The sequence below is a fragment of the Nocardioides sp. genome, from assembly GCF_035703625.1.
Taxonomy (GTDB): domain Bacteria; phylum Actinomycetota; class Actinomycetes; order Propionibacteriales; family Nocardioidaceae; genus Nocardioides.
Window position 1 is genome coordinate 1 of sequence record NZ_DASSXS010000318.1, and the last position, 25,248, is coordinate 25,248.

Annotated in this window: 24 protein-coding genes; 16 read left to right on the plus strand and 8 right to left on the minus strand. The window is 71.5% G+C overall.

What is annotated here, in order from left to right:
* Positions 1 to 32: 32 nt before the first annotated feature.
* The 4 genes from VFN12_RS16760 to VFN12_RS16775 all read right to left on the minus strand — a co-directional run bounded on the left by VFN12_RS16760 (position 33) and on the right by VFN12_RS16775 (position 3,256).
* Positions 33 to 944, minus strand: a complete 912-nt coding sequence (locus VFN12_RS16760; RefSeq protein ID WP_325119918.1) for a hypothetical protein — start codon at positions 942 to 944, stop codon at positions 33 to 35.
* Positions 945 to 1,058: 114 nt separating this feature from the next.
* Positions 1,059 to 1,931 carry a 3-methyl-2-oxobutanoate hydroxymethyltransferase gene (gene panB, locus VFN12_RS16765; protein ID WP_325119919.1) on the minus strand — a complete coding sequence of 291 codons (873 nt, stop codon included), beginning with the start codon at positions 1,929 to 1,931 and terminating at the stop codon, positions 1,059 to 1,061.
* A 97-nt stretch (positions 1,932 to 2,028) separates the two neighbouring features.
* Positions 2,029 to 2,934 (minus strand): hypothetical protein, encoded by a 906-nt coding sequence (locus VFN12_RS16770; protein WP_325119920.1) that lies wholly within the window; start codon positions 2,932 to 2,934, stop codon positions 2,029 to 2,031.
* Position 2,935: 1 nt separating this feature from the next.
* The gene (locus tag VFN12_RS16775; RefSeq protein WP_325119921.1) at positions 2,936 to 3,256 is read right to left on the minus strand and encodes an antibiotic biosynthesis monooxygenase; all 321 of its coding nucleotides are present in this window, start codon (positions 3,254 to 3,256) and stop codon (positions 2,936 to 2,938) included.
* A 286-nt stretch (positions 3,257 to 3,542) separates the two neighbouring features.
* Here VFN12_RS16775 and VFN12_RS16780 point away from each other — a divergent pair, with 286 nt between their 5' ends.
* On the plus strand, positions 3,543 to 4,304 hold the full coding sequence (locus VFN12_RS16780; RefSeq protein WP_325119922.1) for a helix-turn-helix transcriptional regulator: 762 nt from the start codon (positions 3,543 to 3,545) through the stop codon (positions 4,302 to 4,304).
* A gap of 36 nt (positions 4,305 to 4,340) precedes the next feature.
* On the opposite strand, the gene VFN12_RS16785 is transcribed toward VFN12_RS16780, so the two are convergent.
* A complete protein-coding gene (locus tag VFN12_RS16785; protein WP_325119923.1) occupies positions 4,341 to 4,832 on the minus strand; it encodes a VOC family protein in 492 nt (163 codons plus the stop codon).
* Positions 4,833 to 4,921: 89 nt separating this feature from the next.
* Here VFN12_RS16785 and VFN12_RS16790 point away from each other — a divergent pair, with 89 nt between their 5' ends.
* Positions 4,922 to 7,000 (plus strand): NAD(+) synthase, encoded by a 2,079-nt coding sequence (locus VFN12_RS16790; protein WP_325119924.1) that lies wholly within the window; start codon positions 4,922 to 4,924, stop codon positions 6,998 to 7,000.
* 15 nt (positions 7,001 to 7,015) lie between these two features.
* Here the strand turns inward: VFN12_RS16790 and VFN12_RS16795 are convergent, their stop codons facing one another.
* Positions 7,016 to 7,468 (minus strand): hypothetical protein, encoded by a 453-nt coding sequence (locus VFN12_RS16795; RefSeq protein ID WP_325119925.1) that lies wholly within the window; start codon positions 7,466 to 7,468, stop codon positions 7,016 to 7,018.
* Between the two features lie 93 nt (positions 7,469 to 7,561).
* Between VFN12_RS16795 and VFN12_RS16800 the strand changes: the two genes are divergently transcribed.
* The 10 genes from VFN12_RS16800 (at position 7,562) to VFN12_RS16845 (ending at position 19,235) form a co-directional block, all read left to right on the plus strand.
* Positions 7,562 to 8,263: a helix-turn-helix transcriptional regulator gene (locus VFN12_RS16800; protein WP_325119927.1), complete on the plus strand. Its 702-nt coding sequence runs from the start codon at positions 7,562 to 7,564 to the stop codon at positions 8,261 to 8,263.
* A gap of 147 nt (positions 8,264 to 8,410) precedes the next feature.
* Positions 8,411 to 10,264: a hypothetical protein gene (locus tag VFN12_RS16805; RefSeq protein WP_325119928.1), complete on the plus strand. Its 1,854-nt coding sequence runs from the start codon at positions 8,411 to 8,413 to the stop codon at positions 10,262 to 10,264.
* Between the two features lie 73 nt (positions 10,265 to 10,337).
* Positions 10,338 to 11,675 carry a glutamine synthetase family protein gene (locus VFN12_RS16810; protein ID WP_325119929.1) on the plus strand — a complete coding sequence of 446 codons (1,338 nt, stop codon included), beginning with the start codon at positions 10,338 to 10,340 and terminating at the stop codon, positions 11,673 to 11,675.
* Between the two features lie 11 nt (positions 11,676 to 11,686).
* Positions 11,687 to 12,046, plus strand: coding sequence for a hypothetical protein (locus tag VFN12_RS16815; protein WP_325119930.1), 360 nt, complete (start codon positions 11,687 to 11,689; stop codon positions 12,044 to 12,046).
* Between the two features lie 7 nt (positions 12,047 to 12,053).
* Positions 12,054 to 12,770, plus strand: a complete 717-nt coding sequence (locus tag VFN12_RS16820) for a type 1 glutamine amidotransferase (RefSeq protein WP_325119931.1) — start codon at positions 12,054 to 12,056, stop codon at positions 12,768 to 12,770.
* A gap of 35 nt (positions 12,771 to 12,805) precedes the next feature.
* Positions 12,806 to 15,781 (plus strand): bifunctional [glutamine synthetase] adenylyltransferase/[glutamine synthetase]-adenylyl-L-tyrosine phosphorylase, encoded by a 2,976-nt coding sequence (locus tag VFN12_RS16825; RefSeq protein ID WP_325119941.1) that lies wholly within the window; start codon positions 12,806 to 12,808, stop codon positions 15,779 to 15,781.
* 53 nt (positions 15,782 to 15,834) lie between these two features.
* The gene (locus VFN12_RS16830; protein WP_325119932.1) at positions 15,835 to 16,920 is read left to right on the plus strand and encodes a threonine aldolase family protein; all 1,086 of its coding nucleotides are present in this window, start codon (positions 15,835 to 15,837) and stop codon (positions 16,918 to 16,920) included.
* A 126-nt stretch (positions 16,921 to 17,046) separates the two neighbouring features.
* Positions 17,047 to 17,688 (plus strand): SatD family protein, encoded by a 642-nt coding sequence (locus VFN12_RS16835; RefSeq protein WP_325119933.1) that lies wholly within the window; start codon positions 17,047 to 17,049, stop codon positions 17,686 to 17,688.
* Positions 17,685 to 18,422: a hypothetical protein gene (locus tag VFN12_RS16840; RefSeq protein ID WP_325119934.1), complete on the plus strand. Its 738-nt coding sequence runs from the start codon at positions 17,685 to 17,687 to the stop codon at positions 18,420 to 18,422. Before VFN12_RS16835 ends, VFN12_RS16840 begins: the two co-directional genes overlap by 4 nt.
* 18 nt (positions 18,423 to 18,440) lie before the next feature.
* On the plus strand, positions 18,441 to 19,235 hold the full coding sequence (locus VFN12_RS16845; RefSeq protein WP_325119935.1) for an isocitrate lyase/phosphoenolpyruvate mutase family protein: 795 nt from the start codon (positions 18,441 to 18,443) through the stop codon (positions 19,233 to 19,235).
* 44 nt (positions 19,236 to 19,279) lie between these two features.
* Here the strand turns inward: VFN12_RS16845 and VFN12_RS16850 are convergent, their stop codons facing one another.
* Positions 19,280 to 20,194, minus strand: a complete 915-nt coding sequence (locus VFN12_RS16850; protein ID WP_325119936.1) for a universal stress protein — start codon at positions 20,192 to 20,194, stop codon at positions 19,280 to 19,282.
* A 127-nt stretch (positions 20,195 to 20,321) separates the two neighbouring features.
* Between VFN12_RS16850 and VFN12_RS16855 the strand changes: the two genes are divergently transcribed.
* From VFN12_RS16855 to VFN12_RS16870, 4 genes are all read left to right on the plus strand, one after another.
* A complete protein-coding gene (locus VFN12_RS16855; protein ID WP_325119937.1) occupies positions 20,322 to 21,398 on the plus strand; it encodes a zinc-dependent alcohol dehydrogenase family protein in 1,077 nt (358 codons plus the stop codon).
* A gap of 31 nt (positions 21,399 to 21,429) precedes the next feature.
* Positions 21,430 to 22,383, plus strand: a complete 954-nt coding sequence (locus VFN12_RS16860) for a TIGR03557 family F420-dependent LLM class oxidoreductase (RefSeq protein WP_325119938.1) — start codon at positions 21,430 to 21,432, stop codon at positions 22,381 to 22,383.
* Positions 22,384 to 22,572: 189 nt separating this feature from the next.
* Complete coding sequence (locus VFN12_RS16865; RefSeq protein ID WP_325119939.1) at positions 22,573 to 23,076, plus strand: hypothetical protein; 504 nt, start codon at positions 22,573 to 22,575, stop codon at positions 23,074 to 23,076.
* 139 nt (positions 23,077 to 23,215) lie between these two features.
* A complete protein-coding gene (locus VFN12_RS16870) occupies positions 23,216 to 24,358 on the plus strand; it encodes a catalase family protein (protein ID WP_325119940.1) in 1,143 nt (380 codons plus the stop codon).
* Between the two features lie 4 nt (positions 24,359 to 24,362).
* Here the strand turns inward: VFN12_RS16870 and VFN12_RS16875 are convergent, their stop codons facing one another.
* Positions 24,363 to 25,139 carry an HAD-IIA family hydrolase gene (locus tag VFN12_RS16875; protein WP_325119942.1) on the minus strand — a complete coding sequence of 259 codons (777 nt, stop codon included), beginning with the start codon at positions 25,137 to 25,139 and terminating at the stop codon, positions 24,363 to 24,365.
* Positions 25,140 to 25,248 lie beyond the last annotated feature (109 nt).

The window sequence follows — 25,248 nt, forward strand, 5'->3', positions numbered from 1 at the left end:
GCCAGGACAGCCACCTGAGCACACGGGACCGCTCAGCGGGTTCGGGGCACTCCGAGGGCGATCAGGTCTTCCATCACGGACTCGGGTTCGTGGCGCAGCTCGTAGGACGAGCAGCTGACGATGATGCGTCGGCGGGTCACCAACTTCCGGTGCCGCGACCTGTCCGCGGCTGCCTGTCGTACTTCGTCGTGGTAGCCCCCGTCCACCTCGAGCACGAGCACGCAACCATCCGGAAGGTCCCACTCGGCATCGGTCCATCGGCGCCGTCCCCTTCGGTCCCGACGACTCCGTTGGCCCCGCGGGGTGGTGAGCCCAAACCTTTCGCACGCGCGGCGAAGATCGATCTCAGACAATGAGTGAGCACCGCCCGAGATGTCACGCAGCAAGGTCCGGAACTCGGGTGCCCGACGTAGCGGAGTCATCCGGGCAAGCCAGTTGTTGAGGCGATCCGGAGTGGTGAGGCGCTGCTGCACGCTCGCCGCGACGACACCGTGCGCGGTTCGTCGACTCGGCACGTAGCCGGCGAAGAGCAAGATGGCGGGCTCGAGCCTGCACAGGGGCAGATCCCGCATTGACCGCATGCTGGCCAGCGGCCGCCGGGACCGGACGAAGTCCACGCCTTCGATGGGGTCGAACGAGAGCTCGTCGTCCACCAGCACCGTGATGTCGTCACGGGACCAGTTCTTCAATCCGTGGAGCTCGGCAGCGGTGAGACCGCCGATCATGGCGGTTGGTCCAGCGTGGAGGACCGCCCGCCACAGGCACTGCGACCGCGACAGCGGACCGGTGGTGGTGCTGAACACCGACGACGTCCGTTGTGCCCACCGGCGAGCGCGCAGCTGGTTGCGCACGAAGGAGCGGGATACGCCGAGCTCAGTGAGCTGGCCCTGGGACACCATCCCGGCCTGCGCGTGCGCAAGCTCGCTCCACGATTCGCTGCTCATGCCCGCGAATCGTTGGTCGAGTCACGGTCCTTCGCAAGCGGCTGTCCACAAGCTCGGGTCGTGTCCTCAGGTGGTCGCCAGGACAGCCACCTGAGCACACAACCCGATGAGGGATCAGAACGTGTGCTCCGGTCCGGGGAACGTCCCGGAGCGCACGTCGTCGGCGTAGGCGCGAGCAGCCTCGAGCAGGACGCCGTGCACGTCGGCGTACTGCTTGACGAACTTGGCCATCCGGCCGGTCCGCAGGCCGAACGCGTCCTGCCAGACCAGAACCTGGCCGTCGCAGTCCGGCCCGGCGCCGATGCCGATGGTGGGGATGGACAGCTCGCGCGTCACCTTGGCGGCCACGTCGCCGGGCACCATCTCCATCACGACCGCGAAGGCGCCCGCGGCCTCGACGTACTTGGCGTCGTCGAGGATCCGCTGAGCGGTCTCGCCGCGTCCCTGCACGCGGTACCCGCCCAGCGCGTGCTCGGACTGGGGAGTGAACCCGATGTGGGCCATGACCGGCACGCCACCGCGGGTGAGGAGCTCGATCTGCGGCACCATCTCGCGGCCGCCCTCGAGCTTCACGCAGTGGGCCCCGCCCTCCTTCAGGAACCGGACCGCCGTGGCGTAGGCCTGCTGCGGCGAGGCCTGGTAGGAGCCGAACGGCAGGTCGCCGACGACGAGGGCGCGGTGGACCGATCGGGAGACGGCGCGGGTGAGGGGGAGCAGCTCGTCGACCGTGACCGGCAGCGAGGTCTCGTTCGCGTAGACGTTGTTGGAGGCACTGTCACCGACGAGGAGCACCTCGATGCCGGCCTCGTCGAAGGTCTGCGCCGCGTACTGCTCATAAGCGGTGAGCATCGTGAACTTCTCGCCCCGCGCCTTCATCTCCCGAAGGTGCTGGGTGCGGACCCGCTTGATCGGCTTGGGAGCGTCGGACTGCGACGGCCCGCTGCCGTAGGGGGCGGTCTCCTCGGGACCGTTGGCCGTGGTGCTCATCGGAGCTCCTTCGAAGGTCGTCTCGCGGCTCCCTGCTGGAGTCCACGGATCGACATCAGGCTAGCCCCGGCAGCCACCGACGTCGCTGTGGTGGGGGTCACGTCCGGTCGAGCTCGGAGAGGAGCCCGCCGAGGGCGATCCGGTCGTCCTCCGATCCGGCGTGGGGCGCCTCGAACCACGTCGCGTACTGCGAGATCTCGTCGAGGCGCCACTCGAGGTCGAACATCTCGAGCATCGCCGGGTCCGCGTCCGGCTGCGGGTGACCGGCCTCGCCGAGGGTGCGCAGGTCGCGCTCCCGGGGAGCGAGCTTGAGTGACTCCCAGTCCACCAGCAGGGTGCCCTCGGCGGTGTCGAGCTGGTTGCGGGTGTGCGGCTCACCGTGCGTGGCCACCCAGGCGCACGCGTCGGCCGACCCAGCCAGGCGGTGGTAGGTCGTGATCCAGGTGCCGATCTCACCCAGCCGTGCCTGCACAGCGGCACGGGCCCGTTCCCCGTGGGGGCCTTCGGTCCACGGGCGCCTGGTCCGGGTCGCGAGGTCGTCGGTCAGCCCCGCGCCGACCAGCGGGCGCCATCGGGGGAGACCGTGTGGAGCCGTCGCGGCGTGCAGCCGGTCGAGCCTGGCCCGGGTGCTCGCCGCTGCGTCGGCGGTCATCGTGCCGTCCCCGGGCGAGCCCTCGCGCCAGGGCGTGACCGAGAGCGCGCCTCCGGCCAGCGGCACGGTGAAGCCACCGTGGGTCCCCGCGCAGGGCGCGAGCACGAACTCGAGACCACCGGCCGCGAGCCCCGCGGCACCGGCGTACGCCGCCTCGAGCGTCGCGGCGGTGTGCCGGGGCAACAGCGCGTCCAGGGTGACGAACCAGTGCCGCGCCCGGCCCGACGCGCGCCAGTGGTGGGCCCCGAAACCGACCGGCAGGTAGACGAGGGTGATGGCATCGGCATCCCAGTGGCTGCGCACGACGGACAGGACCTCGGTGGCGGTCACGTCGGCGGGCGGCTCGCGCACCTCACCCCTTGCCGTAGTCGCGGGTGACGTTCGCGACGCGCACCCGATACTCGTCGTACCAGACCTGCCGGCCGCGGTCCTGCGCGACGAGGTGCTCCGCCACCTGTTTCCAGGCCGCCGCGTCCGACTCGTCGCGCCAGTAGGACACGGTGATCCCCACAAGACCGTCCTTGACGGACTCGATGCCGAGGTAGCCGGGTTGCTCCGCGGCCAGCGACTCCATCCGACGCAGCATCCGCGAGTAGCCGTTGTCGCCTGCGCTGCGCGTCGAGGTGAAGATCACCGCGGTGTACGGCGGCTGCGGGGTCTCGGCGATCGGCATGCCCTCGGGTCTACCACGTCGAGGCGTCGTGGTCCCGCGCCGACAGCCGACCGGGCCGGGGATGCATGCACCCCCGGCCCGGCCCCCCCGTGCCCCGCCTCAGCAGAGGCAGGTTCTGGAGCGGCCCGGCCTTGCCCCGGGTTGCGGGTCCTTGATCGGGCGGGTCCCCATGTCCCGCGTCGATTCGGCTCCGGACCCGGAGCCGGCCGTAGAGTAGAGCGGGTTGAAGGGAACGGGTCGGCGTCCTTGCAGGTTGCTGCAGCGCCGACCGGCATGGGGGTGTGTGATGACGGGGTCTCGGGACGTGCCCGGTCCGGGTCGGAACGGGGCGCTCGACGCGTCGTTGCCGTTGATGCTCGAGCGGCGGCGGGCGGTCGGCATGGTCGATCGCCGGGGTCGCAGCCTGAACCCGGAGGTCCGGCTGCTCGCGATCGGCGAGCAGCGCTTCAGCGCCGCGATCGAGGCCCTCGTCGCGAGGAGTCGCGACGTCGTCTCCGTGTGCAGCGGCGCCTCGCGCGACGTCCTGGTCGAGACGAGGGACCGCAACCGGAGAGTCGTCGAGGGCGGGACCCGGGTGCGCAGCTGGTACGACAAGGAGCGCAGCGACCCGGAGACAGCGGGCCTGCTGCTGTCGCAGCCCTGGCTCACCGGGCACTGGACCGTCGCTCCGGTGGACACCAAGATCCTGGACAACCGGGCGGTGCTGCTCGAGGGGCCGCGCATCGACGGGCGGCGCTCCGTGCTGCTCACCACCCATCACCGGGCGGTGGCGGCGGCCCTGGCCTACTGGCAGGCGGTCAGGGCGCGGTCGGTGCCGCTGGAGCTCGCGGAGTCCGACAACCCGTTGCGACACATGTCGGACCGCCAGCGTGAGACGGCCAGGATGCTCGCCGACGGCCTGACCGACGAGCAGATCGCTCGACGGCTCGAGGTGTCGGTCCGCACCGTGCGCTACGACGTGGCCGGGCTGGGGCGGTTGGTCCAGGCGGGCAGCCGGTTCGGGATCGGGCTCGCGCTGGGGCGGCTCGGGTTCGACCGCAACGTGTAGGGCCCCGACCGCGGTCCCGGCGGCCGGACAGAGCAGCTAGAAGGCGGCGGACGCCCGGTCAGCCGCGGACTCCAGGTCGGCGACGACGATCCTGCGCATCCCGAGCATCGCCTCCGTGGCGGCCTTCGCCCGCGCGGGGTCGGGATCGGACACCAGCTCGTAGAGGCGGTCCGGCACGATCTGCCAGGACAGGCCGAACCGGTCCCGGAGCCAGCCGCACATCGACTCCTCGCCACCGTCGGCGGTCAGGGCCTCCCAGTAGTGGTCGACCTCGGCCTGGTCGCGGCAGGCGACCGAGAACGAGATGGACTCGCTGAACCCGGCGTGCGCCGGTCCGCCGTTGATGCCGCGGAACTTCAGGCCGTCGAGGTCGAACTCGCCGGCCATCGCGGTGCCGGGCTCGCCCGGGCCGGCGTCGTTGTAGCGGGCGAGGTGCCCGACCGAGGAATTCGGAAAGATGCTGGTGTAGAACTCGGCGGCCTCCTCGAGGTTGTCGTCGAACCACAGGCACGGGCTGATCGCGGTCATGGCACTCCTCCTCGGTGTGGAAGCGGTCTCGCTGGGCAGACCGGCGTCGGGACGTGAACTCATCGGTCAGGCCGTGGGAGACTCGGGACGTGGACTTCTACTCGGCGTACGCCCAGGGGTTCGCCAGGATCGCCGCCTGCACCATCCCCGTGGAGATCGCGGACCCCGCAGCCAACGCCCGCACCGTCCTCGCGCAGGCTCGCGAGTGCCACGACGAGGGTGTGGCGGTGGCGATCTTTCCCGAGCTCGCCCTCTCCGGGTACGCCATCGACGACCTGGTCCTGCAGGACACGCTGCTGGCGGGCGTCGAGCAGGCCGTGGCCGACCTGGTCGAGGGCTCCGTCGACCTGCTGCCCGTCCTGGTCGTCGGTGCACCGCTCGTGCACGGCACCCGGGTGCTCAACTGCGCGGTCGTCATCCACCGCGGGCGGGTGCTCGGTGTCGCGCCCAAGTCCTACCTCCCCACCTACCGCGAGTTCTACGAGCGCCGCTGGTACGCGCCCGGCGACGACCGCCGGGGCGCCAGCATCCGGGTCGCCGGCGCCGAGGTGCCCCTCGGTCCGGACCTGATCTTCGACGCCACCGACGTACCGGGACTGCGGCTGCACGTGGAGATCTGCGAGGACATGTGGGTCCCGGTGCCGCCCAGCGCCGAGGCCGCCCTGGCCGGCGCCACCGTGCTCGCCAACCTGTCCGGCAGCCCGATCACGGTGGCCCGGGCGGAGGACCGGCGCCTGCTGGTGAGGAGCGCCAGCGCGCGTTGCTCTGCGGTCTACGCCTTCGCCGCCGCCGGGCAGGGGGAGTCGACCACCGACCTGTCCTGGGACGGACAGACCATGATCTACGAGTGCGGCGAGCTGCTGGCCGAGAGCGAGCGGTTCCCCGAGGGCCCGCGGCGCAGCGTGGCCGACGTGGACCTCGACCGGGTGCGGCAGGAGCGCCTGCGCCAGGGGACGTTCGACGACAACCGGCGCGGCCTCGAGTCACGCCGGGTGCGTACGCCGGACGACTCCGACCCGGCCTTCCGGACCGTCCCGTTCGAGCTCGCGCCGCCGACCGGCGACATCGGCCTGCGGCGCAAGGTCGACCGGTTCCCGTTCGTGCCCGACGACCCGGAGCGGCTGGCCCTCGACTGCTACGAGGCCTACAACATCCAGGTCTCGGGGCTCGAACAGCGACTGCACGCCATCGGCCAGCCGAAGGTCGTCATCGGCGTCAGCGGTGGCCTCGACTCCACCCACGCCCTGATCGTCGCGGCGAAGGCCATGGACCGCCTCGGTCGGCCCCGCAGCGACATCCACGCCTTCACCATGCCGGGCTTCGCCACCGGCGAGACCACGAAGTCCTGCGCGACCCGGCTGTCCAAGAGCCTCGGGGTGACCTTCGAGGAGCTCGACATCACCGCTGCGGCGCGGCAGATGCTGGCCGACATCGACCACCCGTTCGCCGACGGCGCCGAGGCCTACGACGTGACGTTCGAGAACGTGCAGGCCGGCCTGCGCACCGACTACCTCTTCCGCCTGGCCAACCACCGGGGCGGCATCGTCCTCGGCACCGGCGACCTCAGCGAGCTGGCCCTCGGCTGGTGCACCTACGGCGTCGGCGACCAGATGTCCCACTACGCCGTCAACACAGGGGTGCCCAAGACGCTGATCCAGCACCTCATCCGGTGGGTGATCGACAGTGGGCAGTTCGACCCGGACACCAACGAGGTTCTCCAGGAGGTGCTCGACCAGGAGATCACTCCCGAGCTGATCCCGCACCAGGAGGGCAGCAGGCCCCAGGCCACCGAGGACACCGTCGGCCCGTACGCGCTGCAGGACTTCACCCTCTTCCACGTCATCCGCCGTGGCCACCGTCCGGGACGGATCGCCTTCCTGGCCTGGCACGCCTGGCGTGACGCGCAGGCAGGGGAGTGGCCACCGGGGTTCCCGCAGGAACGCCGGGTGGCCTACGACCTGCCGGAGATCCGGCACTGGCTCCAGGTGTTCGTCAAGCGCTTCTTCGCCAGCCAGTTCAAGCGCTCGGCGCTGCCCAACGGCCCCAAGGTGCTCGCCGGGGGCACCATGTCGCCGCGCGGCGACTGGCGGATGCCCTCCGACGCGGGCGCGGCCGCCTGGCTGGCCGACCTCGAGGGCACGGTGCCGGGCAGCCAGGTCACGCGCTGAGCTCCGCGGCGGCGGTCAGCTGCCGATCTCCTTGCCGTGGTAGGTCATGGCGAGACGCGCCAGCGCGAGGGCGCCGATCATCAGGCCGATGTCACGCAGGGCGATGTCGGCGTAGCCGCCGATGGTGATCAGGTTGACGGTGATGCCGGCGAGCCACGCGGCGATGACGTATCCGCCGATCCGCGGGGACACCGCGACGAGCACGGCGGCCGCGAGCTCGACGACGCCGACCATCATCATCGCGTCGGCTGCGGAGCCGGGAACGATGTCGTTGACCCACGTCGCGAGGTAGCCCTCCCAGTTCACCGACAGGAAGCCGACGAGCTTGTCGAGGCCGACCACCAGTGGCAGCAGCATGTAGCCGACCCAGAGGGCGAGGTAGGCCTGGTGGGCCGGTTCGGCCCGGGTGATCGCCGCGACGTCATGCATGTCGTGGGCCATCCCGTCCCAGGCGTGGGTAGTGGCCATGGTCGAACTCCTTCGTGTGTAAGAGACAACAACATCGACGATAGACCCGTCACGGGGTTTTCGGCAAGCAATCCATCTGATAGAAACGTCCCCATGGCAGGAGCTGCGGAAGAGGGCTTTGCCCGCCGGGTGACAACGCTGGGGGCGCTCGCCGATCCGGTACGCCGCGCGCTCTACCGGTTCGTCTCCGACCAGGACGAGGCGGTCAGCCGCGAGCAGGCGGCCGAGGGTGTCGAGGTGCCCAGGCACACCGCCAAGTTCCACCTCGACCGGCTGGTCGACGAGGGGTTGCTGGTCACCGAGTTCCGGCGGCTCACCGGCCGGAGCGGCCCCGGTGCCGGGCGGCCGGCCAAGCTCTACCGTCGTTCCGCGCGCGAGGTCTCGGTCAGCCTGCCGCACCGGCGATACGACCTGGCCGCAGAGGTGCTGGCCGACGCGATCGAGCGCTCCCTGGACGGCACTCCGATGGCTGAGGCGGTCACCGCAGCCGCCGACGCCGCCGGCAGGCTGGCCGTCGACGCCGCGCCGGAGAAGGCGCGCACCCGCCGTGGACGGGAGCTCGACCGGGTGGCCGTCGCGCTGGCCCCGTTCGGCTACGAGCCGCGGGTGGACGCCGCCCTGGACCTGGCCAACTGTCCCTTCGACCGGCTTGCGGCCGACCACCGCGACCTGGTGTGCGGCATGAACCTGGCATTCGTCGGCTCGGTGGCCGACCAGCTGGGTTGTGTCGGGGTCCGCGCCGAGCAGGTCCCGGGCACGGAGGGCTGCTGCGTGCGCGTCGTGCCGTCCGACTGACCTCCTCGGAGCCGGAACGGCAAAACCCCGGCGAAGCGTCGGAATTGATGCTGTGATGTCCGTCGGCGGCGACGAGACCGCCCATCACGTCTTGACCACGGGGGAGGCCGTGACGTGCGAAGGACAGCGCTTGCCGTGAGCGTGGTCGTGCTCATCGGACAACCGATCTCGGCCGCGGCGGAGGTGAACGCGGCCTCGCGGAGCAAGCGCGGGACGACCATCGTGGTCAACGCCCACGGCAACCGGGGGCCGGCCCCGACCCAGCTGCTCGGCGCCAACCACCACTTCGACGCCAACGGGCGCGGCCTGTGGGACCCACTGACGGACGCGCCGGTGCCGGCGGTCGTGGCCGGCGCGCAGAGGGCGGGGCTCCAGGCACTGAGGTTCCCCGGCGGCACCGTCGCGAACATGTACGACTGGAAGCGCGCGATCGGCCGCGAGCGCGGCTGCCAGGTGGTCGGACCGCAGGGGCGTGGGGGCCGAGCGCGTGCCCTCACGAGCGGCCTGGACTTCGGCCCGGACGAGGCGATGCGCTTCGTGGACACGGTGGGCGCCAGGGCGAACATCATGGTGCCCTTCGTCAACGAGACTCCCCAGGACGCGGCCGACTGGGTGGAGTACATGAACGGCCGGGCCGGCGATCCGGCCAACCCCAACGGCGGGGTCGACTGGGCCGACGTCAGGGCTGCCAACGGCCACCAGGCGCCGTACGGCGTGCGCTGGTGGGAGATCGGGAACGAGCAGCACCACCGCGAGTCACGGTACTGGCTCTCGCGCGACCACGGGCGGGCCCTGCGCCAGTACGCGTTCGGCGGAAGCCGGGTCGTCCGCGGCGAGTACCTGGGCAAGGCATGTGCCCACCCGAGGTTCGGCATCGCCTCGGACGGGTCGGCGGCGCAGACCTTCGAGGTGCTGTATCCGCCGGTGGCGCCCCGGTCGGTGCGGGTCGTGATCGACGGCCAGGTCTGGAACCGCGTCCGTAGCCTGTCGGCGGCCGCGCCCGACGCCCGGGTGTTCACGCTGGACGCCGAGCACGGGCAGGTCGGCTTCGGTGACGGGGAGAACGGCGCACTGCCGCCGCAGGGGAGCACCGTGCGTGCGTCGTACCGCAGCATCCACCAGGGGTACTTCGACTTCGCCCGGAGGATGAAGGCGGTCGACCCCTCGATCAAGGTGTGTTCCAGCTGGGGAGAGGCCGCCTTCAACCGGCTGGTGGGCCGCCGCGACTACGACTGCATGGCCGCTCACGCCATCGTCCTCTTCAGCGGCTCTCGCGGATCGGAGGCCACGTGGTCGGGACCGCTCGAGGGCCATGACCAGTTCATGGTCAAGTCCGGCTCGATCCAGCGAAGGGTGCGTGCGCTGCGCGCATCGATGCCGTCGGCCACGCCGCTGCACCTCACCGAGTTCGCCGCGTTGTACGGCGACCGAAGCGCCTGGCCGGCCTGGTCGACCTCGGTCAGCCATGCGGTCTACATGGCCTCGCTCTGGGGGCAGTGGATGAACCTGCGGATCCCGTGGGGGAACGGCGACGCCTTCCTCTGGCAGGGCCAGCGGGGAGTGCTCGGGGGGAGGCCCGACTACACCTTCACCGCCGACGCGGTGACCCGGCAGGCGCTCTCGCCCATGTTCTCGGCGGGCGGTGCGCTGCTCGCGTCCCGGATCGTCCGGAACCGGGTCCGCCACCCCCGCGCGACGGCACCAGCGTCGTATCCCGCCCTGGTCGTCGCGGCCACTCGCGCCCGGGGGGCGGTGAACATCCTCGTGGTCAACCGGCTCCCCGGGAAGGCGGTCTCCACCCGTGTCCGGCTCGTGGGGCGCCGGTCCGGCGGGCGCGCGAACGTGCGCACCGTCGTGGGGCAGTCCTTCAGGTCCTGGAACGTGCCCGACGCCCCACCCAGCGTGCGCCTCCACGTGCGCGAGCGGAGGGTCGGGGCGCAGGGCTTCACCCACCGCTTTCCACCATCCTCGACCACGGTCTTCCGGATCCCGCTGCGGTGAGGTCGGGACGGGACGTCGCGGAGTGTGAGGCTGCTACCCGGGCCGGGCGCCGGGTAGCCCTACGCTGTTCCCCATGGGCAAGCAGGAAGACTTCGTGCTCCGGGCTCTCGAGGAGCGGGACGTGCGGTTCGTGCGCTTGTGGTTCACCGACGTGCTGGGCTTCCTGAAGTCAGTGGCGGTGGCCCCGGCCGAGCTCGACAACGCCTTCGACGAGGGGATCGGGTTCGACGGATCGGCCATCGAGGGCTTCGCCCGCGTCTACGAGGCCGACATGCTGGCCAAGCCCGACGCGTCGACGTTCCAGATCCTGCCCTGGCGTGGCGAGGGCCCGTCCACGGCGCGCATGTTCTGCGACATCGTGATGCCTGACGGCGCCGCGTCGTACGCCGACCCGCGCTACGTCCTCAAGCGCACGCTCGGCGCCGCGGCCGACAAGGGCTTCACCTTCTACACCCACCCCGAGATCGAGTTCTACCTGTTCAAGAACACCCCGGTCCCCGGTGAGGACCCGGTGCCGGTGGACCGCAGCGGGTTCTTCGACCACACCGCGCAGTCCATGGGGGCCGACTTCCGTCGCGAGGCGATCACGATGCTCGAGTCGATGGGGATCTCGGTCGAGTTCAGCCACCACGAGGGTGGCCCCGGCCAGCAGGAGATCGACCTCCGGTACGCCGACGCGCTCTCGACGGCCGACAACATCATGACCTTCCGCACGGTGATCCGCGAGGTGGCTCTCAGCCAGGGCATCTGGGCGACGTTCATGCCCAAGCCGTTCACCACTCATCCCGGCTCCGGCATGCACACCCACGTCTCCCTCTTCGAGGGTGACCGCAACGCGTTCTTCGAGGCCGGCGCGGAGTACCAGCTCTCGAAGGTCGGTCGGCAGTTCATCGCCGGCGTCCTCCACCACGCCAGCGAGATCAGCGTGGTGACCAACCAGTGGGTCAACAGCTACAAGCGGCTGCTCGGCGGCGGCGAGGCACCGCCGTACATCTGCTGGGGCCACAACAACCGCTCCGCCCTGATCCGGGTTCCGATGTACAAGCCCAACAAGGGCCAGTCGACCCGCATCGAGCTCCGCACGATCGACGCCGCCTGCAACCCCTACCTGGCGTTCGCGGTCGTCCTCGCGGCCGGGCTCAAGGGCATCGAGGAGGACTACGAGCTCCCGCGCGAGGCCGAGGACGACATGTGGTCGCTCACCGAGCGCGAACGCAAGAGCCTCGGCATCGAGCCCCTGCCCAAGACCCTCTACGAGGCGATCAGCATCGCCGAGGGCTCGGAGCTGCTGGCCGAGACCCTGGGCGAGCACGTCTTCGACTTCTTCCTGCGCAACAAGCATGCGGAGTGGGAGGACTACCGCGGGCAGGTCTCCGCGTTCGAGCGCGACCGCATGCTGCCGGTCGTGTGACGGGAACCCTCATGAGCGACCTGTCCTACTACAGCCCTGGCCGTGCCCGGCAGATCGGCATCCTGCTGTGGGCGGCCATCGTGCTGGCCGGCCTGGCGGCCGGGCTGGCCGGCTGGCTCGTCGGCACCGGGTTCGGGCCGGAGGCCATCGTCATGGCCGTGCCCTCCCTGCTGATCCTGGGGACCTCCGGGATGGCACTGCGCGCGCTGCGGGAGGGCACTCTCGCAGCGAAGCGGTGGTCGATCGCCGCCGGAGTGGTGCTCATCATGATCGGCCTGTTCTTCGCCCAGACGCCGGTCAGCATCCTGCCCTCGATCGTGGGCGTCCTGCTCGTCCTCCTCGCGATGATCGCCGACCACGGGGAACGCTGAGGACCACGTGTCCACCCGGGTCCTCGTCATCGAGCACGAACCCGCCTGCCCGCCTGCCCATCTGGGCACATGGCTGGCCGAGGCAGGCGCCGCCCTCGAGGTCTGCCGTCCCTGGGCGGGTGACGACCTGCCCGGCCTCGAAGCATGTGACGTCCTGGTGATCCTGGGCGGTTCGATGGGCGCCAACGACGACGCCACCCACCCGTGGCTGGCGACGGTCAAGGAGCGCGTCCGCGAGGCGGCCGCGGCCGACGTGCCCACCCTCGGCGTCTGCCTCGGCCACCAGCTGGTGGCGGTGGCCCTCGGCGGCAGCGTCGAGGTCAACCCGGGCGGCCAGCAGGTCGGCCTGTACGACGTGGGGTGGCGTCCCGAGGCGACGCACGACGAGCTCGTGTCCGGCCTGGCCCCCGCCATCCGCGGGATCCAGTGGAACTCCGACGTGGTCACGACCCTGCCCGACGGCGCCGTCGAGCTCGCCGCCACCGCCGAGGGCGAGCTGCAGATCGCCCGGTTCGCACCGAAGGTCTGGGGGATCCAGCTGCACCCCGAGGCGGACGCGCCGATCGTGCGGTCCTGGGCCGCCGGAGACCGCGACGACCAGCTCGAGCGCGGGATCGACCAGGACGCCGTGCTCGCCGAGATCGAGGCGGCCCGCACCGAGCTCGACGAGGCGTGGCGCCCTCTGGCCGACGCCCTCGTCGCCATGGCCGGGGCGCAGCGGTGAGCAGGAGCTCCACCGGCAAGGCCGGCCTGGTCCGGATGGGGTTCGTGGACGCCGAGCGATCCCTGGGCAACCTGGATCGCCTCGGCGAGGCGGCCGAGCCGCTGCTCGCCCTCCTGGCCCGGACCGCCGATCCCGACCTGGCCCTGCTCGGCCTGGTCCGGCTCGCGGAGGCGTCCGACGACGGTGAGCAGCTGCTCTCCGCGGTGTCCGGGGACGAGGGCACCGCGATGCGCCTGCTGTCGGTGCTCGGTGCCAGCGCGGCCCTGGCCGACCATCTGGTCCGCCACCCCGAGCAGTGGCAGGAGCTCGCGGACCCGACCCTGGGCTCGACCCGGGCCCCGGCCTTCGCGATCCGGGCCGGCCTGCTGCGGGCGGTGGGCGCCGATCCGGGCGAGGAGTCGCCGGTCGCGACGCTCGAGGACACCGAGGCGGTCGAGGCGCTCCGCGTGGAGTACCGCCGGAACCTGGTCCGGCTGGCGTCCCGGGACCTGGCCCACCACGAGGGGGTCGACGACGTCGCCGCGGAGCTCTCCGACCTCGCGGCCGGGACCCTCGACGCTGCCCTCGCCGTGGCCCGGGCCCGGGTGGGCGCGCCGGCGTCGAGGACCCGCCTCGCCGTGATCGCCATGGGCAAGTGCGGGGGCCACGAGCTCAACTACGTCTCCGACGTCGACGTCGTCTTCGTCTTCGAGCCCGCCGACGCCGCCCTTCAGGACGGTCGCGGCGCGACCTCCCCAGGAACCACCGACGAGGCGGAGGCCGCCCGGGTGGCCGCCCAGCTGGCCGGGCACCTGATGCAGGTCTGCTCCGAGCACACCCGCGAGGGCACGATCTGGCCGGTGGACGCGGCCCTTCGCCCCGAGGGCAAGGCCGGTCCTCTGGTGCGCACGCTGGCCAGTCACCAGGGCTACTACGAGCGGTGGGCCAAGACCTGGGAGTTCCAGGCCCTGTTGAAGGCACGGCCGGTGGCGGGCGACCTGCGGCTCGGGCGCGAGTACGTCGACATGATCGGTCCGATGGTCTGGCGGGCCGCCGAGCGCGAGGGCTTCGTCGGCGACGTCCAGGCGATGCGCCGCAAGGTCGTCGAGCACCTCCCGGCCCGGGAGGCCGAGCGACAGCTCAAGCTCGGCCCCGGCGGCCTGAGAGACGTCGAGTTCGCCGTCCAGCTGCTCCAGCTCGTGCACGGCCGCGCCGACGAGCGGATCCGGGCTCCCGCGACGCTCAGCGCGCTCGCCGAGCTGGCCGAGGGTGGCTACGTCGGGCGGGAGGACGCGGAGGCCCTGCACGAGGCCTACTCGTTCCTGCGCCAGCTCGAGCACCGCATCCAGCTGCACCAGCTGCGGCGTACCCACGTCGTGCCCGAGGACGAGGCCTCGCTGCGCCGGCTCGGGCGGTCGATGGGCTTCACCCGCGATCCGGTCGAGGCGCTGGACAGGGCGTGGCAGCACCATCGGCGTGAGGTCAGACGGCTGCACGAGAAGCTCTTCTACCGCCCCCTGCTCGGTGCCGTCGCCCGGATCGCCGGACCCGAGGCCCGGCTCACGCCCGAGGCGGCCGGCGACCGTCTCGCCGCGCTCGGCTACGCGGACCCAAAGGCCGCCCTGCGCCACCTCGAGGCCCTCACCAGCGGGGTCACCCGCTCCAGCAGCATCCAGCGCACCCTCCTCCCGGTGATGCTCGAGTGGTTCGCCGACGCCCCCGACCCCGACGCCGGACTGTTCGGCTTCCGCCGGATCAGCGAGTCCCTGGGCGGTACGCCGTGGTACCTCAAGACGCTGCGCGACGAGGGCCAGGTGGCCGAGCGGCTGGCCCGGCTGCTCGCGACCTCCCGGTACGCGACCGACCTGCTCGAACGCGAACCCCAGGGCGTGCGGATGCTGGGGGAGGACCTGACCCCGCTGGACTCCGAGGCGCTCACCGCCGAGATGGTGGCCACCGCCGGCCGCCAGGACGATCCGGGCGACGCGGTGCGCGCCATCCGTGGCATCCGGCGGCGCGAGCTGTTCCGGATCGCGGTCGGTGACCTGTTCGGCGAGACGGATGTCGCCGACGTGGGTGCCGGGTTGTCGCGGCTCACCGACGCCACGCTGGCGGCCACCCTCGACGTCGCCGGTCGCGCGGTCCGTCGGCAACGCGGCCTGGACGCGGCGCCCACCCGGATGGCGATCGTCGCGATGGGCAGGTACGGCGGGTTCGAGCTCTCCTACGGCAGCGACGCCGACGTGCTGTTCGTCCACGACCCGCAGCCGGGCGCCGACCCCCGCGAGGCGTCGACCTACGCCCACGCGGTGGCCACCGAGCTGCGGCGCCTGCTGCTGCTCCCCGGAGACGACCCGGCGCTGCAGGTCGACGCCGACCTGCGGCCCGAGGGCAAGCAGGGACCGCTCGCCCGCACGCTCGACTCCTACGCCTCCTACTACGCCAAGTGGTCGAAGGTGTGGGAGGCGCAAGCCCTGCTGAGGGCAGAGGCGGTCGCGGGCGACGAGGAGCTGAGGCAACGCTTCACCGAGCTGATCGACCCGCTGCGCTACCCCGCCGACGGGCTCAGCCGGGACGACGTCCTCGAGATCCGCCGGATCAAGGCCAGGGTCGACGAGGAGCGCCTGCCGCGCGGTGCCGACCGCAACACCCACCTCAAGCTGGGCCGGGGTGGCCTCGCGGACATCGAGTGGACCGTGCAGCTGCTGCAGCTCCAGCACGCAGGGCAGGTGCCCGGGCTCAGGACGCCGCGCACCCTCGCGGCGCTGGATGCCGCCGCGGAGGCCGGGTTGCTCGAGAAGGAGGACGCCGAGTGGCTCTCGCACGGATGGCGGACCGTCAGCCGCGTGCGCAACGCGGTGACCCTGGTGCGCGGCCGGCCGGGCGACCACCTGCCGCGCGACACCCGCGAGAAGGCCGCCGTCGCGAGTGTCATGGGCTACCCACCGGGTGCCTCGGCCGAGCTGGTCAACGACTACCTGCGCCGCACCCGGCGTACACGTGCCGTGGTGGACCGGGTCTTCTGGGGCTGATGCCGCGTCCGTGGGACTTGCGCGGTCGCCACCCGCACCGTGAGTCTTTCCCGGTGTCCGACTTCATGAGCCGCTTCCGGGACCTCGCCGCCGTTGCCGACGGGACCGTTCTCTGGCACCCGATCGAGACGCCGGGTGCCACGCTGCGCCGGCTCGCCGACCTCGCCGACGAGCTGGACGTCCGGTGGGACTCCTACGGCGCCCGCGGTCCGGTCGAGGTGCTGGAGGGCCGGCTGGCGGAGCTCTTCGGGCGGCCCGCGGCGTTCTTCCCCAGCGGCGTGATGGCCCAGCAGTCGGCGCTGCGGGTCTGGTGCGACCGGGCCGGAACCCGTCGCGTCGCCATGCCCGACCTCTCCCACCTGCTGGTGCACGAGATGGACGGACCCCGGCGGCTGCACGGCTTCGAGGTCGAGCACCTGACCAGCGGGCCGGAGGTGGCGACGGCGGAGTCGCTGAAGGGTGTGGTCGGCACCCTGGGCGCGGTGCTGGTCGAGCTGCCGCTGCGCGACGCCGGCTGCCTGCTCCCGACCTGGGAGCAGCTGGTGCAGCTGTCGACGGCCGCGCGGGACCGCAGGGTCCCGTTGCACGTCGACGGTGCGCGGATCTGGGAGTCGCAGCCCCACTGGAACCGGCCCCTCGCCGAGATCGCAGCGCTGACCGACAGCATGTACGTGTCCTTCTACAAGGGCCTGGGTGGGCTCGCGGGCGCGGCGCTGGTGGGAGCCGAGGACTTCCTGGCCGAGGCGCGCGTCTGGCGCACCCGGATGGGCGGCACCATCTTCCGGTCGACTCCGGAGGCGCTGGCGGCACTCGCCGGCCTGCGCGACCTGCTGCCGCGCATGGCGGAGTGCCACGCCTGGGCGCAGGCGTTGGCGGCGGAGCTCCCCGGCCTCGGGATCACCCCGAACCCGACCGAGCCGCACACCCCGACGTTCCTGCTGCACGCGGCCGGAGACGAGGACGAGGTCAACGAACGCCTGCTCGCGGTCATGGAACGCGACCGCCTGCAGGTCGGCGGACCCTGGTGGGCCGCTCGCGAACCCGGCCGGGTGACCACGGAGGTCGTGGTGTCGACGCCGGCGCTGGCCCACGAGCCCGCGCAGGTCGCGAAGCGGCTGGCGGAGATCGCCCTGGGCTGAGGCTCACGGCTTCATTCATCACCATGTGAAGTCATCATCTTTATTCATGACGAAAGTAAGGTATAGTCTCCTTTTGGTCGGCCAATCCGTGGCAGATATCAAGTCTGGGGCTTCACCATGAGCGAGATGAAGATGGAAGCTTCAGCGACGCTGATCGGTGACCTGATCGGCTCCCGCCGGGTCGCCGACCGCGGCGCACTCCACCACCGGCTGGCCACCGCGCTGGCCGAGGCCAACGAGGAGTTCGCACCGACCACGCCGCTGCGGATCACCCTGGGCGACGAGTTCCAGGGCACCTTCTCCAGCGTCGGCGCGGCGCTCCAGGTCGCGCTCCGGCTCCGGCTGGCCATGCTGCCGGAGTTCGACCTGCGGCACGGGATCGGCTGGGGGCCGGTACGACTGCTCGAGCGGGAGCCCCGGGTCGAGGACGGCCCCGGCTGGTGGGTCGCCCGCGACGCTCTCACCCTGGTCGAGTCCGCGGAGGGTCGGCCGAGCAGCCGCGAACGCCGTACCGCCTACCTGCGGTCCGACGACGCCGGAGGCCCGGACCCCGCCGCCGTCGGTGCCCTGCTGGTGCTGGTCGACAGTGCGCTTGCGCGCCTGTCGGAGCGCTCCCTGTCCGTGCTGCGTGATCTGATGGCCGGGGCCAGCCAGCGCGAGATCGCTGAGCGGCTGGGTGTCAGTCCCTCGGCGATCTCGCAGCGGGTCCGCAGCGACGGGCTCGCGGCCCTGGTGTCCGCCGACAAGCTGATGGGAGCCATCACATGAGCTGGATCGCGGTGCTCCTCATCGGTGTGGGGATCGCCGACCTCGTGCAGTCGGTCAAGCCGGTCCGGATCCTGCCCGAGTGCCTCGGAGCGATCGGCGCCATCCTGGTCGGACTGTGCGCCGACCTGACCCACCCGGTGGACCTGGTGGCGCTGGTGGTGATCGCCGGAGTCGTCGTGGCGTGGGGGCAGACGGTCACCAGTGCCTTCGCCGGGCGTCGGACCGCCGGCGTACCGCTCGCCCTGCTCGGCGGGGCCCTCATGCTCGCCGTGCTGGTCTCTGTCAGCGCGGGGGAGGTGGGCGGACTGTTCGGGGCGTGGATCGAGGAGCTGCCGCTCCCCTTCCTGAGCGACCTGGGGCCCGAGCGCGCGCTGCTGCTCATCGGCGTCGTCCTGGTGCAGCTCAGCACGGGCAACGTCGTCGTACGGCTCGTGCTGACGGTGACCCGGACGGTCCACCCCGCGCGGCACGGCGGGGCGGACGATCCGGAGAGGCAGCTCAAGGGCGGTCGACTCCTCGGGCCGATGGAGCGGGTGGTCATCGTCGGGCTCGGCGTGGCCGGGCAGCTCACCGCCGCCAGCATCGTGATCGCGGCCAAGGGTCTGCTCCGGTTCCCCGAGCTCTCGTCGGACCGCGGGCAGAAGCAGATCCACCAGCTCACCGAGTACTTCCTCGTCGGCAGCTTCGTCAGCTGGCTCGTCGCCCTGTCCGGGCTGGTGCTGCTGGCCACCTGACCGTGGTCGAATGGGTCCATGACCCCTGTACCCGACAAGTCCACGACGGCCGACCGCGCGGCGGAGCTGCTGCGGCTCCACCGGGACCCGGAGTTGCTGACCGTGGTGAACGTCTGGGACGTGGTCAGCGCACGGGCCGTCGCCGCCACCCCCGGCACCACGGCGCTGGCCACCGCCAGCCACTCGATCGCGGCCACCTTCGGCTACGACGACGGCGAACAGATCCCGGTCGACCTGATGCTCGAGATGGTCGGCCGCATCGTCGCCGACAGCGAGCTCCCGGTCACCGCCGACCTCGAGGGCGGGTACGGCGACGCGGTCGAGACCGTCCGCCGCGCGATCGGGCTCGGCGTGGTCGGCGCCAACATCGAGGACCAGATGAAGCCGCTGAACGAGGCAGCCGGCCAGGTCGAGGCGATCATGCGCGTGGCCGAGCAGGAGGGTGTCGACTTCGTGCTCAACGCCCGCACCGACGCCTTCGTGCTGGGTGGCGACCGCGACCCCGCCGACGTGCTCGCGGACGCCGTGGAGCGCGGCCGGGCCTTCCTCGACGCCGGCGCCCCGGCGGTGTTCGTGCCCGCGAGACTGGACGAGGAACAGGTCACCACGCTGGTCGACGCGTTCGGCCCGCAGCGGCTGACCTGCATCGGTATCCCCGGGATGCCGTCGCTGGCGAGGCTGGAGGAGCTCGGGGTGGCGCGCGTGTCCTACGGCCCGATGCCGCAGCGGGTCGCCCTCACCGCCCTGCAGGAGCTGGTCGAGGAGATCCACCGAGGCGGGGGAGTACCCGCCACCATGCGCACCCTCAACTGACCGCACCCGTGGGGCGCGGGCCGGGGAGAGGCCTCAGGCGGTCGTCAGTACATCACTCCCGAGATGTTGGAGCCGCGCGTGTGGTGCTCGGCGCGATGAGGTTCCGGAGTCAGGTAGACGGGGCAGTCGCCGTGCGCCAGGACCGCCCGCGCCACCGGGCCGAGATGGCTCCCCAGCGGGAGCAGGTGGTGGCGGCGACCCAGGATCAGCACCTCGGACTCGCGCGCGGCATCCAGCAGCGCGTCTGCCGGCGGCGCATTCCAGACCTCGAGGCTCGCCCTGACTCCCGGGTAGTCCTGGTGGACGGCATCGAGGATCGGTCCCAGCTCGCGGCGGGTCGAGGCGTCCCGGTCGGCGCGGTACTCCTGGTCGAGGCTCGAGGGCTCCCAGTCGGTGTCGAGCCACCAGGTGTGGACCGCAGCGAGTCGGGCATGGCGGATCTTGGCCTCCTCGAAGCCCGCGCGCAGCAGGCCCGGAGCCTCCTGAGCGTCCTGGATGCCCACCGTGACCACCGACTCCCGGTTGCCGCAGGTCCAGCCCTCGGGCACCGACACGACGGGAACGGTGGTCTTGGCCGCGACCGCGTTGACCGTCGACCCGGTCACCAACCTCCTGGCCCGGCTCATCCGCCGGTGCTGCAGGACGACGAGCCGCCCGCGGTTCGCGCGGTGCACGAGATGACTGATCAGCGCCCCGTCGTCCACCCGCTCGGCCGTGATCGCGACCCGGTCGTCGGTGAGGGTGCGGGCGCGCTCGACCGCGTCGTGGATGGCGGTGTCGGCTTCCTCGATCGCCCCGCCGTAGACACCGGCATAGGCATCCACGGCCGGCATCCGGAGGACGTGGATGATGTGGAGGGGCGCGTTCGCGAGGAGTGCTTCTCGGGCGGCGTACTCGATCGCCGAGGGTGCGCCATCGAGGCTGACGCAGGCTAGGACGGCAGGGGAATGTTCGTTCATCAGTGGTCACCTCTCTCGTCCCCTGCGACCAGTATCCGCTGCCGCGATGACCGGTATGGACAGATTGACGGTGCAATCATTGGCGGCGTGAGAGGTGTCTTCGGGATCCTGCGCAGGAGCCGGTGACGTGGCGGTCCCCACGGTGATGAGGGCGTGGCGCACCGACGGCGCCGGGCATCGCGGGCTGCGCCTCGAGGAGGTGCCGGTACCCGCCCCGGGGCCGCGCGACGTGCTGGTGCGGGTCCGGGCCTGCGGCGTCTGCCGCACTGACCTGCATGTCGCCGACGGCGACCTGCCTCCTCATCGGAGCCCGGTCGTCCCCGGCCACGAGGTGGTCGGTGACGTCGTGGCGGCTGGCGAGGCAGTGACCGCGCTGGCAGTTGGCGACCGGGTCGGGATCGCCTGGCTCAGAGAGACCTGCGGGTCCTGCCGGTGGTGCCGCCGGGGGGAGGAGAACCTCTGCCGGGCATCGCGCTACACCGGCTGGGACGAGGACGGGGGTTACGCGGAGTACGCCGTGGTTCCGGCCGCCTACGCGTACCACCTTCCCCGCGGCGTCCCCGACGTCCAGCTGGCCCCGCTGCTCTGCGCCGGCATCATCGGCTATCGCGCTCTCCGTCGGGCACAGGTCCCGCCGGGAGGTCGGCTGGGGATCTACGGCTTCGGGGCGAGCGCCCACCTGACCGCACAGGTGGCCCTGGCCCAGGGCGTCGAGGTCCACGTGCTCACGCGCGAACTGCCGGCGCGACGGCTCGCCCTCGAGCTGGGAGCGGCCTCGGCGGGGGCGGCGTACGACGCGCCTCCCGAGCCCCTGGACTCTGCGATCGTGTTCGCCCCCGCCGGCGAGCTGGTTCCCGTGGCGCTGGAGGCGCTGGACCAGGGCGGCACGCTGGCGGTGGCCGGCATCCATCTGAGCGACATCCCCGGACTCGACTACCAGCGGCACCTCTTCCGGGAGCGAACCCTCACCAGCGTCACCTCCAACACCCGCGCCGACGGCGAGGAGCTGCTGGCGCTCGCCGGACGGATCGGCCTGCGCGCCACAGTCACGCCGTACCCGTTCGAGCGAGCCGGGCAGGCGCTCCGCGACCTGTCGCAGGGCACGGTCACCGGAGCGGCCGTCCTGACCCTCGACGACCCGGGGACGGGCCCCGGCGGGCCCTCGTCGGTCCTCCCGCTGCATGGGTCGGCGGACTCGGGGTAACGGGAGTGCCCACCCGACCTCAGGAGGACCCATGCGTGTCGGCTACTTCCTCTCCTGCGAGGAGTACTCGCCCCAGCAGCTCGTCGAGCAGGCGGTGGCCGCCGAGGCCGCCGGCTTCGATGCGCTCTGGATCAGCGACCACTTCCACCCCTGGAACGACGAGCAGGGACAGAGTCCGTTCGTCTGGTCGGTGATCGGCGCCCTCGCCCAGGCGTGTTCCCTGCCCGTCACCACGGCCGTCACCTGCCCCACGGTCCGCACCCACCCCGCCGTCATCGCCCAGGCGGCCGCCACCTCGGCATGCCTGCTGGACGGCCGGTTCGTCCTCGGCGTGGGCACGGGGGAGGCGCTCAACGAGCACATCCTCGGCGGCCCGTGGCCGTCGCTCGACGTACGTCTGGAGATGCTCGAGGAGGCGGTGTCGCTGATCCGGGAGCTGTGGACCGGCGAGGTGGTCACCCGCCAGGGGAAGCACTACCAGGTGGACACCGCGCGGATCTACACACTGCCGGACGAGCCGCCGCCGATCTACATGTCCGCCTTCGGTCCCAAGGCCCTCGAGGCGGCTGCCCGGATCGCCGACGGCTTCATCTGCACGCAGGACGACGAGGACGTGGTGTCGTCGTTCAAGGAGAAGTCCGGTGGCAAACCGGCCCAGGGCGGCTACAAGGTGGCGTGGGCCGACACGGTGGACGAGGGCGTGGACCACGCTCACCGGCTGTGGGCGAACGCCGGAGTGCCCGGCGAGCTGGCACAGGTCCTTCCGTCCCCCCAGCACTTCGAGCAGGCCTCCCAGCTGGTGACGCGCTCCGCGACGGCCGACAGCGTGGTGGCGGGTGACAAGATCGAGGAGCACGTCGACCAGATGCGGTCCTTCGTCTCGGCCGGCTACGACGAGGTCTACGTCGCGAACATGGGGCCGAACTACCGGGAGATGATCCAGGCCTACGGCCGTGAGGTGCTGCCAGCGGTGCGGGAGGACTGACCGCACGTGAACCAGGCCCGACCGGCACCCGATTCCCGGACGGGGGACGGGGTACCGCTCGATCACGAAGGGCGCATGCCGCGGTTTGCGACCTTCCAGGTCCCCGTCGTCCAGCCAGTGGCGCCGGGGACTGCCCATGTCCGGGCCCGATTCGCGTCACCGGTGCTGGGGCCGGGCTACGCTCGTCTGGTGAGCCTGTCACGAGCTCCCGGCGCCGAGGGACTGCTGCTTCGGTTCGACGCGGCCGACCTGCTCTACGGCGCGGTGGTCTCGGCGGCCACGCTGGGGGTCCTCGCCCACGCGGACGAGTCGACCCGCGTGGTCGTCGCCACGTTGGGCGTGCTGCTCGTGTACTGGTCGGCGCACGTCTACATCCACTCGTTCTCGAAGCAGCTCGAGGGAGAACACACCGGGCTCATCCACCAGCGGACGGCCGAGTCGGCGCGCGAGGAGATCGGCGTGCTCGTCGGCGGGCTGCCCGGGGTCGTCGTCTACCTGCTGCTCGTCTTGTTCGGCGTGTATCCGCCGACGGCCGGCTACATCGCCCTCTTCTTCGTGGTCGGGCTGCTCTTCACGGTGGGCTACCTGGGCGCGATGCGGGCAGGGCTCGGCCGGCGGATGGCCCTGGTCGAGGCGATCGGCGCCGGGAGCTTCGGCGTGGTCATCGTCGTGATGAAGGCCCTGCTCCACTAGCCGTCGCGTACAGGGGGGGACCAGCCCGTCCGGGCCATGTGGACCGGCGGTGCCCGGCACTAACGTCGATGGGGTCCCATCGGGCTCCGGCCCGGGGCCGGCGCGAGCACGGCCGCACAGTCGAGAAAGGTCGAAGACGATGACGCCAGGTTTCGTTCCCTACACGCCGGACCTCGAGGTTGCGGAGCCGCGGTTCGACGAGCACCTGAAGGTCGTCATCGACAAGGCCGAGGACTACGTCGCCAGGTCCGCCACGACCGACGGGAGCGGCGGTTCCGTCCGCGACGCGCACGCCCGGGGGTACGGCCTGGTGCGGGCCGAGCTCGAGATCCTGGACGGGCTGCCGGACGGCTACGCGCAGGGCATCTACGCCACGCCCGGGAGGCACGGCGCGCTCATCCGCTTCTCCAACGGCTCACCCCACGCGGGAGCCGACGTGCGGCTCGGCACGTCGGTGGGGATGGCGCTCAAGATCTTCGGCATCACCGGCCCCACACTCCTCGAGGACGAGCCCGACACCCACACCTTCGACTACACCACGATCAACGGACCCGTTTTCTTCTGCAACACGCTGGAGCACTACCTCTTCTTCCAGGAGCTGTTCCTGCAGGCGTCCACCTACTTCGCGCAGGGCCGCCCCGGGACGCACCGCTTCCTCTCGGACTTTGTGACCGGGAAGGGGACCTTCGAGCAGGACGACTGGGCCTGGGACGAGCTCCTGGCCATGCTCAGGCTGCAGCAGACGCCGTCGGTCAACGCGCTGCTGTCGAGCTACTGGACGATGGGCGCGGTCCGTCACGGGGACTGCATCGCGAAGGTCCGGATCGCTCCCGACTCCCACTGCGCCGAGGCCGTCGTACGGCGTGAGATCGAGCCCGGCCTGGCGTCGGAGCTGACCCGGCCGGCCCTCGTGGCCGAGCTGAAGGAGCGCCCCTACGCCTTCGACCTCCAGGTCCAGCTGTGCACCGACCTGGACCGGATGCCGGTCGAGGACCTCACCGTGGAGTGGCCCGAGTCGCTCTCGCCCTACGTGACCGTGGCCAGGCTGCGGATCCCGCAGCAGGACATCTCGGGGCCCGAAAACCTCGACAAGATGGACGCCCTGTCGTTCACGCCGTGGCGGGTCACCGCCGAGCACGCGCCGCTCGGCAGCCTGATGAAGGCGCGCAAGGACGTCTACCGGCACTCCTCGCTCCTGCGTCACGCGCTCAACCACCAGAAGCGGGTGGAGCCCATCAGCGCGGACGTGGTGCTGCCGCTGACCCACCACCACAACTGGTAGGTCCCTACGGCCGGAACTCGCTGTCGACCATGTCGGTCCGTCGCGCGAGGTCGACCAGGTCCGCGACGGATCCGACCGTCCAGGTCGGGCGGTAGGGATACTCGCTGACCTGGTCGGGCCGGGTGGAGCCGGTGCCGACGTGGATGGTGCGCATCCCCGCCTCGAGGCCGCTGATGATGTCGGTGTCCATGCGGTCGCCGATCATCACGGCGGTCTCGGAGTGGGCACCCAGCCGGTTGAGCGCACTGCGCATCATCAACGGGTTCGGCTTGCCGATGTAGTAGGGCTGGCGACCGGTCGCCGTGCTGATCAACGCCGCCACCGAGCCGGTCGCCGGCAGCTTGCCCTGCTGGCTCGGACCGCTGGTGTCCGGGTTGGTGGCGAGGAACCGGGCGCCGCCGTCGATCAGCCTGATCGCCTTGGTGATCGCCTCGAACGAGTAGGTCCGGGTCTCACCGAGCACCACGTAGTCCGGGGCACGGTCGGTCATGACGTACCCGATGTCGTGCAGGGCGGTGGTGAGTCCGGCCTCGCCGACGACGTACGCCGTCCCGTGCGGGCGCTGGTCGACGAGGAACTGCGCGGTGGCCAGTGCGGAGGTCCAGATCGACTCCTCCGGGACGTCGATCCCACTGCCGAGCAGGCGCGAGCGCAGGTCGCGGGGCGTGTAGATGGAGTTGTTGGTGAGCACCAGGAAGGGCCGCCCGGAGCCCTTGAGGGCGTCGACGAACTCCTGGGCACCGTCGATCGGCACCTCCTCGTGCACCAGAACGCCGTCCATGTCCGTGAGCCAGTAGTCGAAGGGCTTTCCTGTGGTCACTGCACCTCCCGGTCGTTCGGAGGACCCCACGCTACGGGCCGGCTCAGCCCGGGTGGTGCAAGGCAGGAGT

What these genes read in the sequence shown, in the direction of transcription:
- VFN12_RS16760 (WP_325119918.1), bottom strand. Translation starts at nt 944, where the DNA reads ATGAGCAGCGAATCGTGGAGCGAGCTTGCGCACGCGCAGGCCGGGATG.
- panB (WP_325119919.1), bottom strand. Translation starts at nt 1,931, where the DNA reads ATGAGCACCACGGCCAACGGTCCCGAGGAGACCGCCCCCTACGGCAGC.
- VFN12_RS16775 (WP_325119921.1), bottom strand. Translation starts at nt 3,256, where the DNA reads ATGCCGATCGCCGAGACCCCGCAGCCGCCGTACACCGCGGTGATCTTC.
- VFN12_RS16780 (WP_325119922.1), top strand. Translation starts at nt 3,543, where the DNA reads ATGACGGGGTCTCGGGACGTGCCCGGTCCGGGTCGGAACGGGGCGCTC.
- VFN12_RS16785 (WP_325119923.1), bottom strand. Translation starts at nt 4,832, where the DNA reads ATGACCGCGATCAGCCCGTGCCTGTGGTTCGACGACAACCTCGAGGAG.
- VFN12_RS16795 (WP_325119925.1), bottom strand. Translation starts at nt 7,468, where the DNA reads ATGGCCACTACCCACGCCTGGGACGGGATGGCCCACGACATGCATGAC.
- VFN12_RS16800 (WP_325119927.1), top strand. Translation starts at nt 7,562, where the DNA reads ATGGCAGGAGCTGCGGAAGAGGGCTTTGCCCGCCGGGTGACAACGCTG.
- VFN12_RS16810 (WP_325119929.1), top strand. Translation starts at nt 10,338, where the DNA reads ATGGGCAAGCAGGAAGACTTCGTGCTCCGGGCTCTCGAGGAGCGGGAC.
- VFN12_RS16815 (WP_325119930.1), top strand. Translation starts at nt 11,687, where the DNA reads ATGAGCGACCTGTCCTACTACAGCCCTGGCCGTGCCCGGCAGATCGGC.
- VFN12_RS16825 (WP_325119941.1), top strand. Translation starts at nt 12,806, where the DNA reads ATGGGGTTCGTGGACGCCGAGCGATCCCTGGGCAACCTGGATCGCCTC.
- VFN12_RS16835 (WP_325119933.1), top strand. Translation starts at nt 17,047, where the DNA reads ATGAAGATGGAAGCTTCAGCGACGCTGATCGGTGACCTGATCGGCTCC.
- VFN12_RS16840 (WP_325119934.1), top strand. Translation starts at nt 17,685, where the DNA reads ATGAGCTGGATCGCGGTGCTCCTCATCGGTGTGGGGATCGCCGACCTC.
- VFN12_RS16845 (WP_325119935.1), top strand. Translation starts at nt 18,441, where the DNA reads ATGACCCCTGTACCCGACAAGTCCACGACGGCCGACCGCGCGGCGGAG.
- VFN12_RS16850 (WP_325119936.1), bottom strand. Translation starts at nt 20,194, where the DNA reads ATGAACGAACATTCCCCTGCCGTCCTAGCCTGCGTCAGCCTCGATGGC.
- VFN12_RS16860 (WP_325119938.1), top strand. Translation starts at nt 21,430, where the DNA reads ATGCGTGTCGGCTACTTCCTCTCCTGCGAGGAGTACTCGCCCCAGCAG.
- VFN12_RS16870 (WP_325119940.1), top strand. Translation starts at nt 23,216, where the DNA reads ATGACGCCAGGTTTCGTTCCCTACACGCCGGACCTCGAGGTTGCGGAG.
- VFN12_RS16875 (WP_325119942.1), bottom strand. Translation starts at nt 25,139, where the DNA reads ATGGACGGCGTTCTGGTGCACGAGGAGGTGCCGATCGACGGTGCCCAG.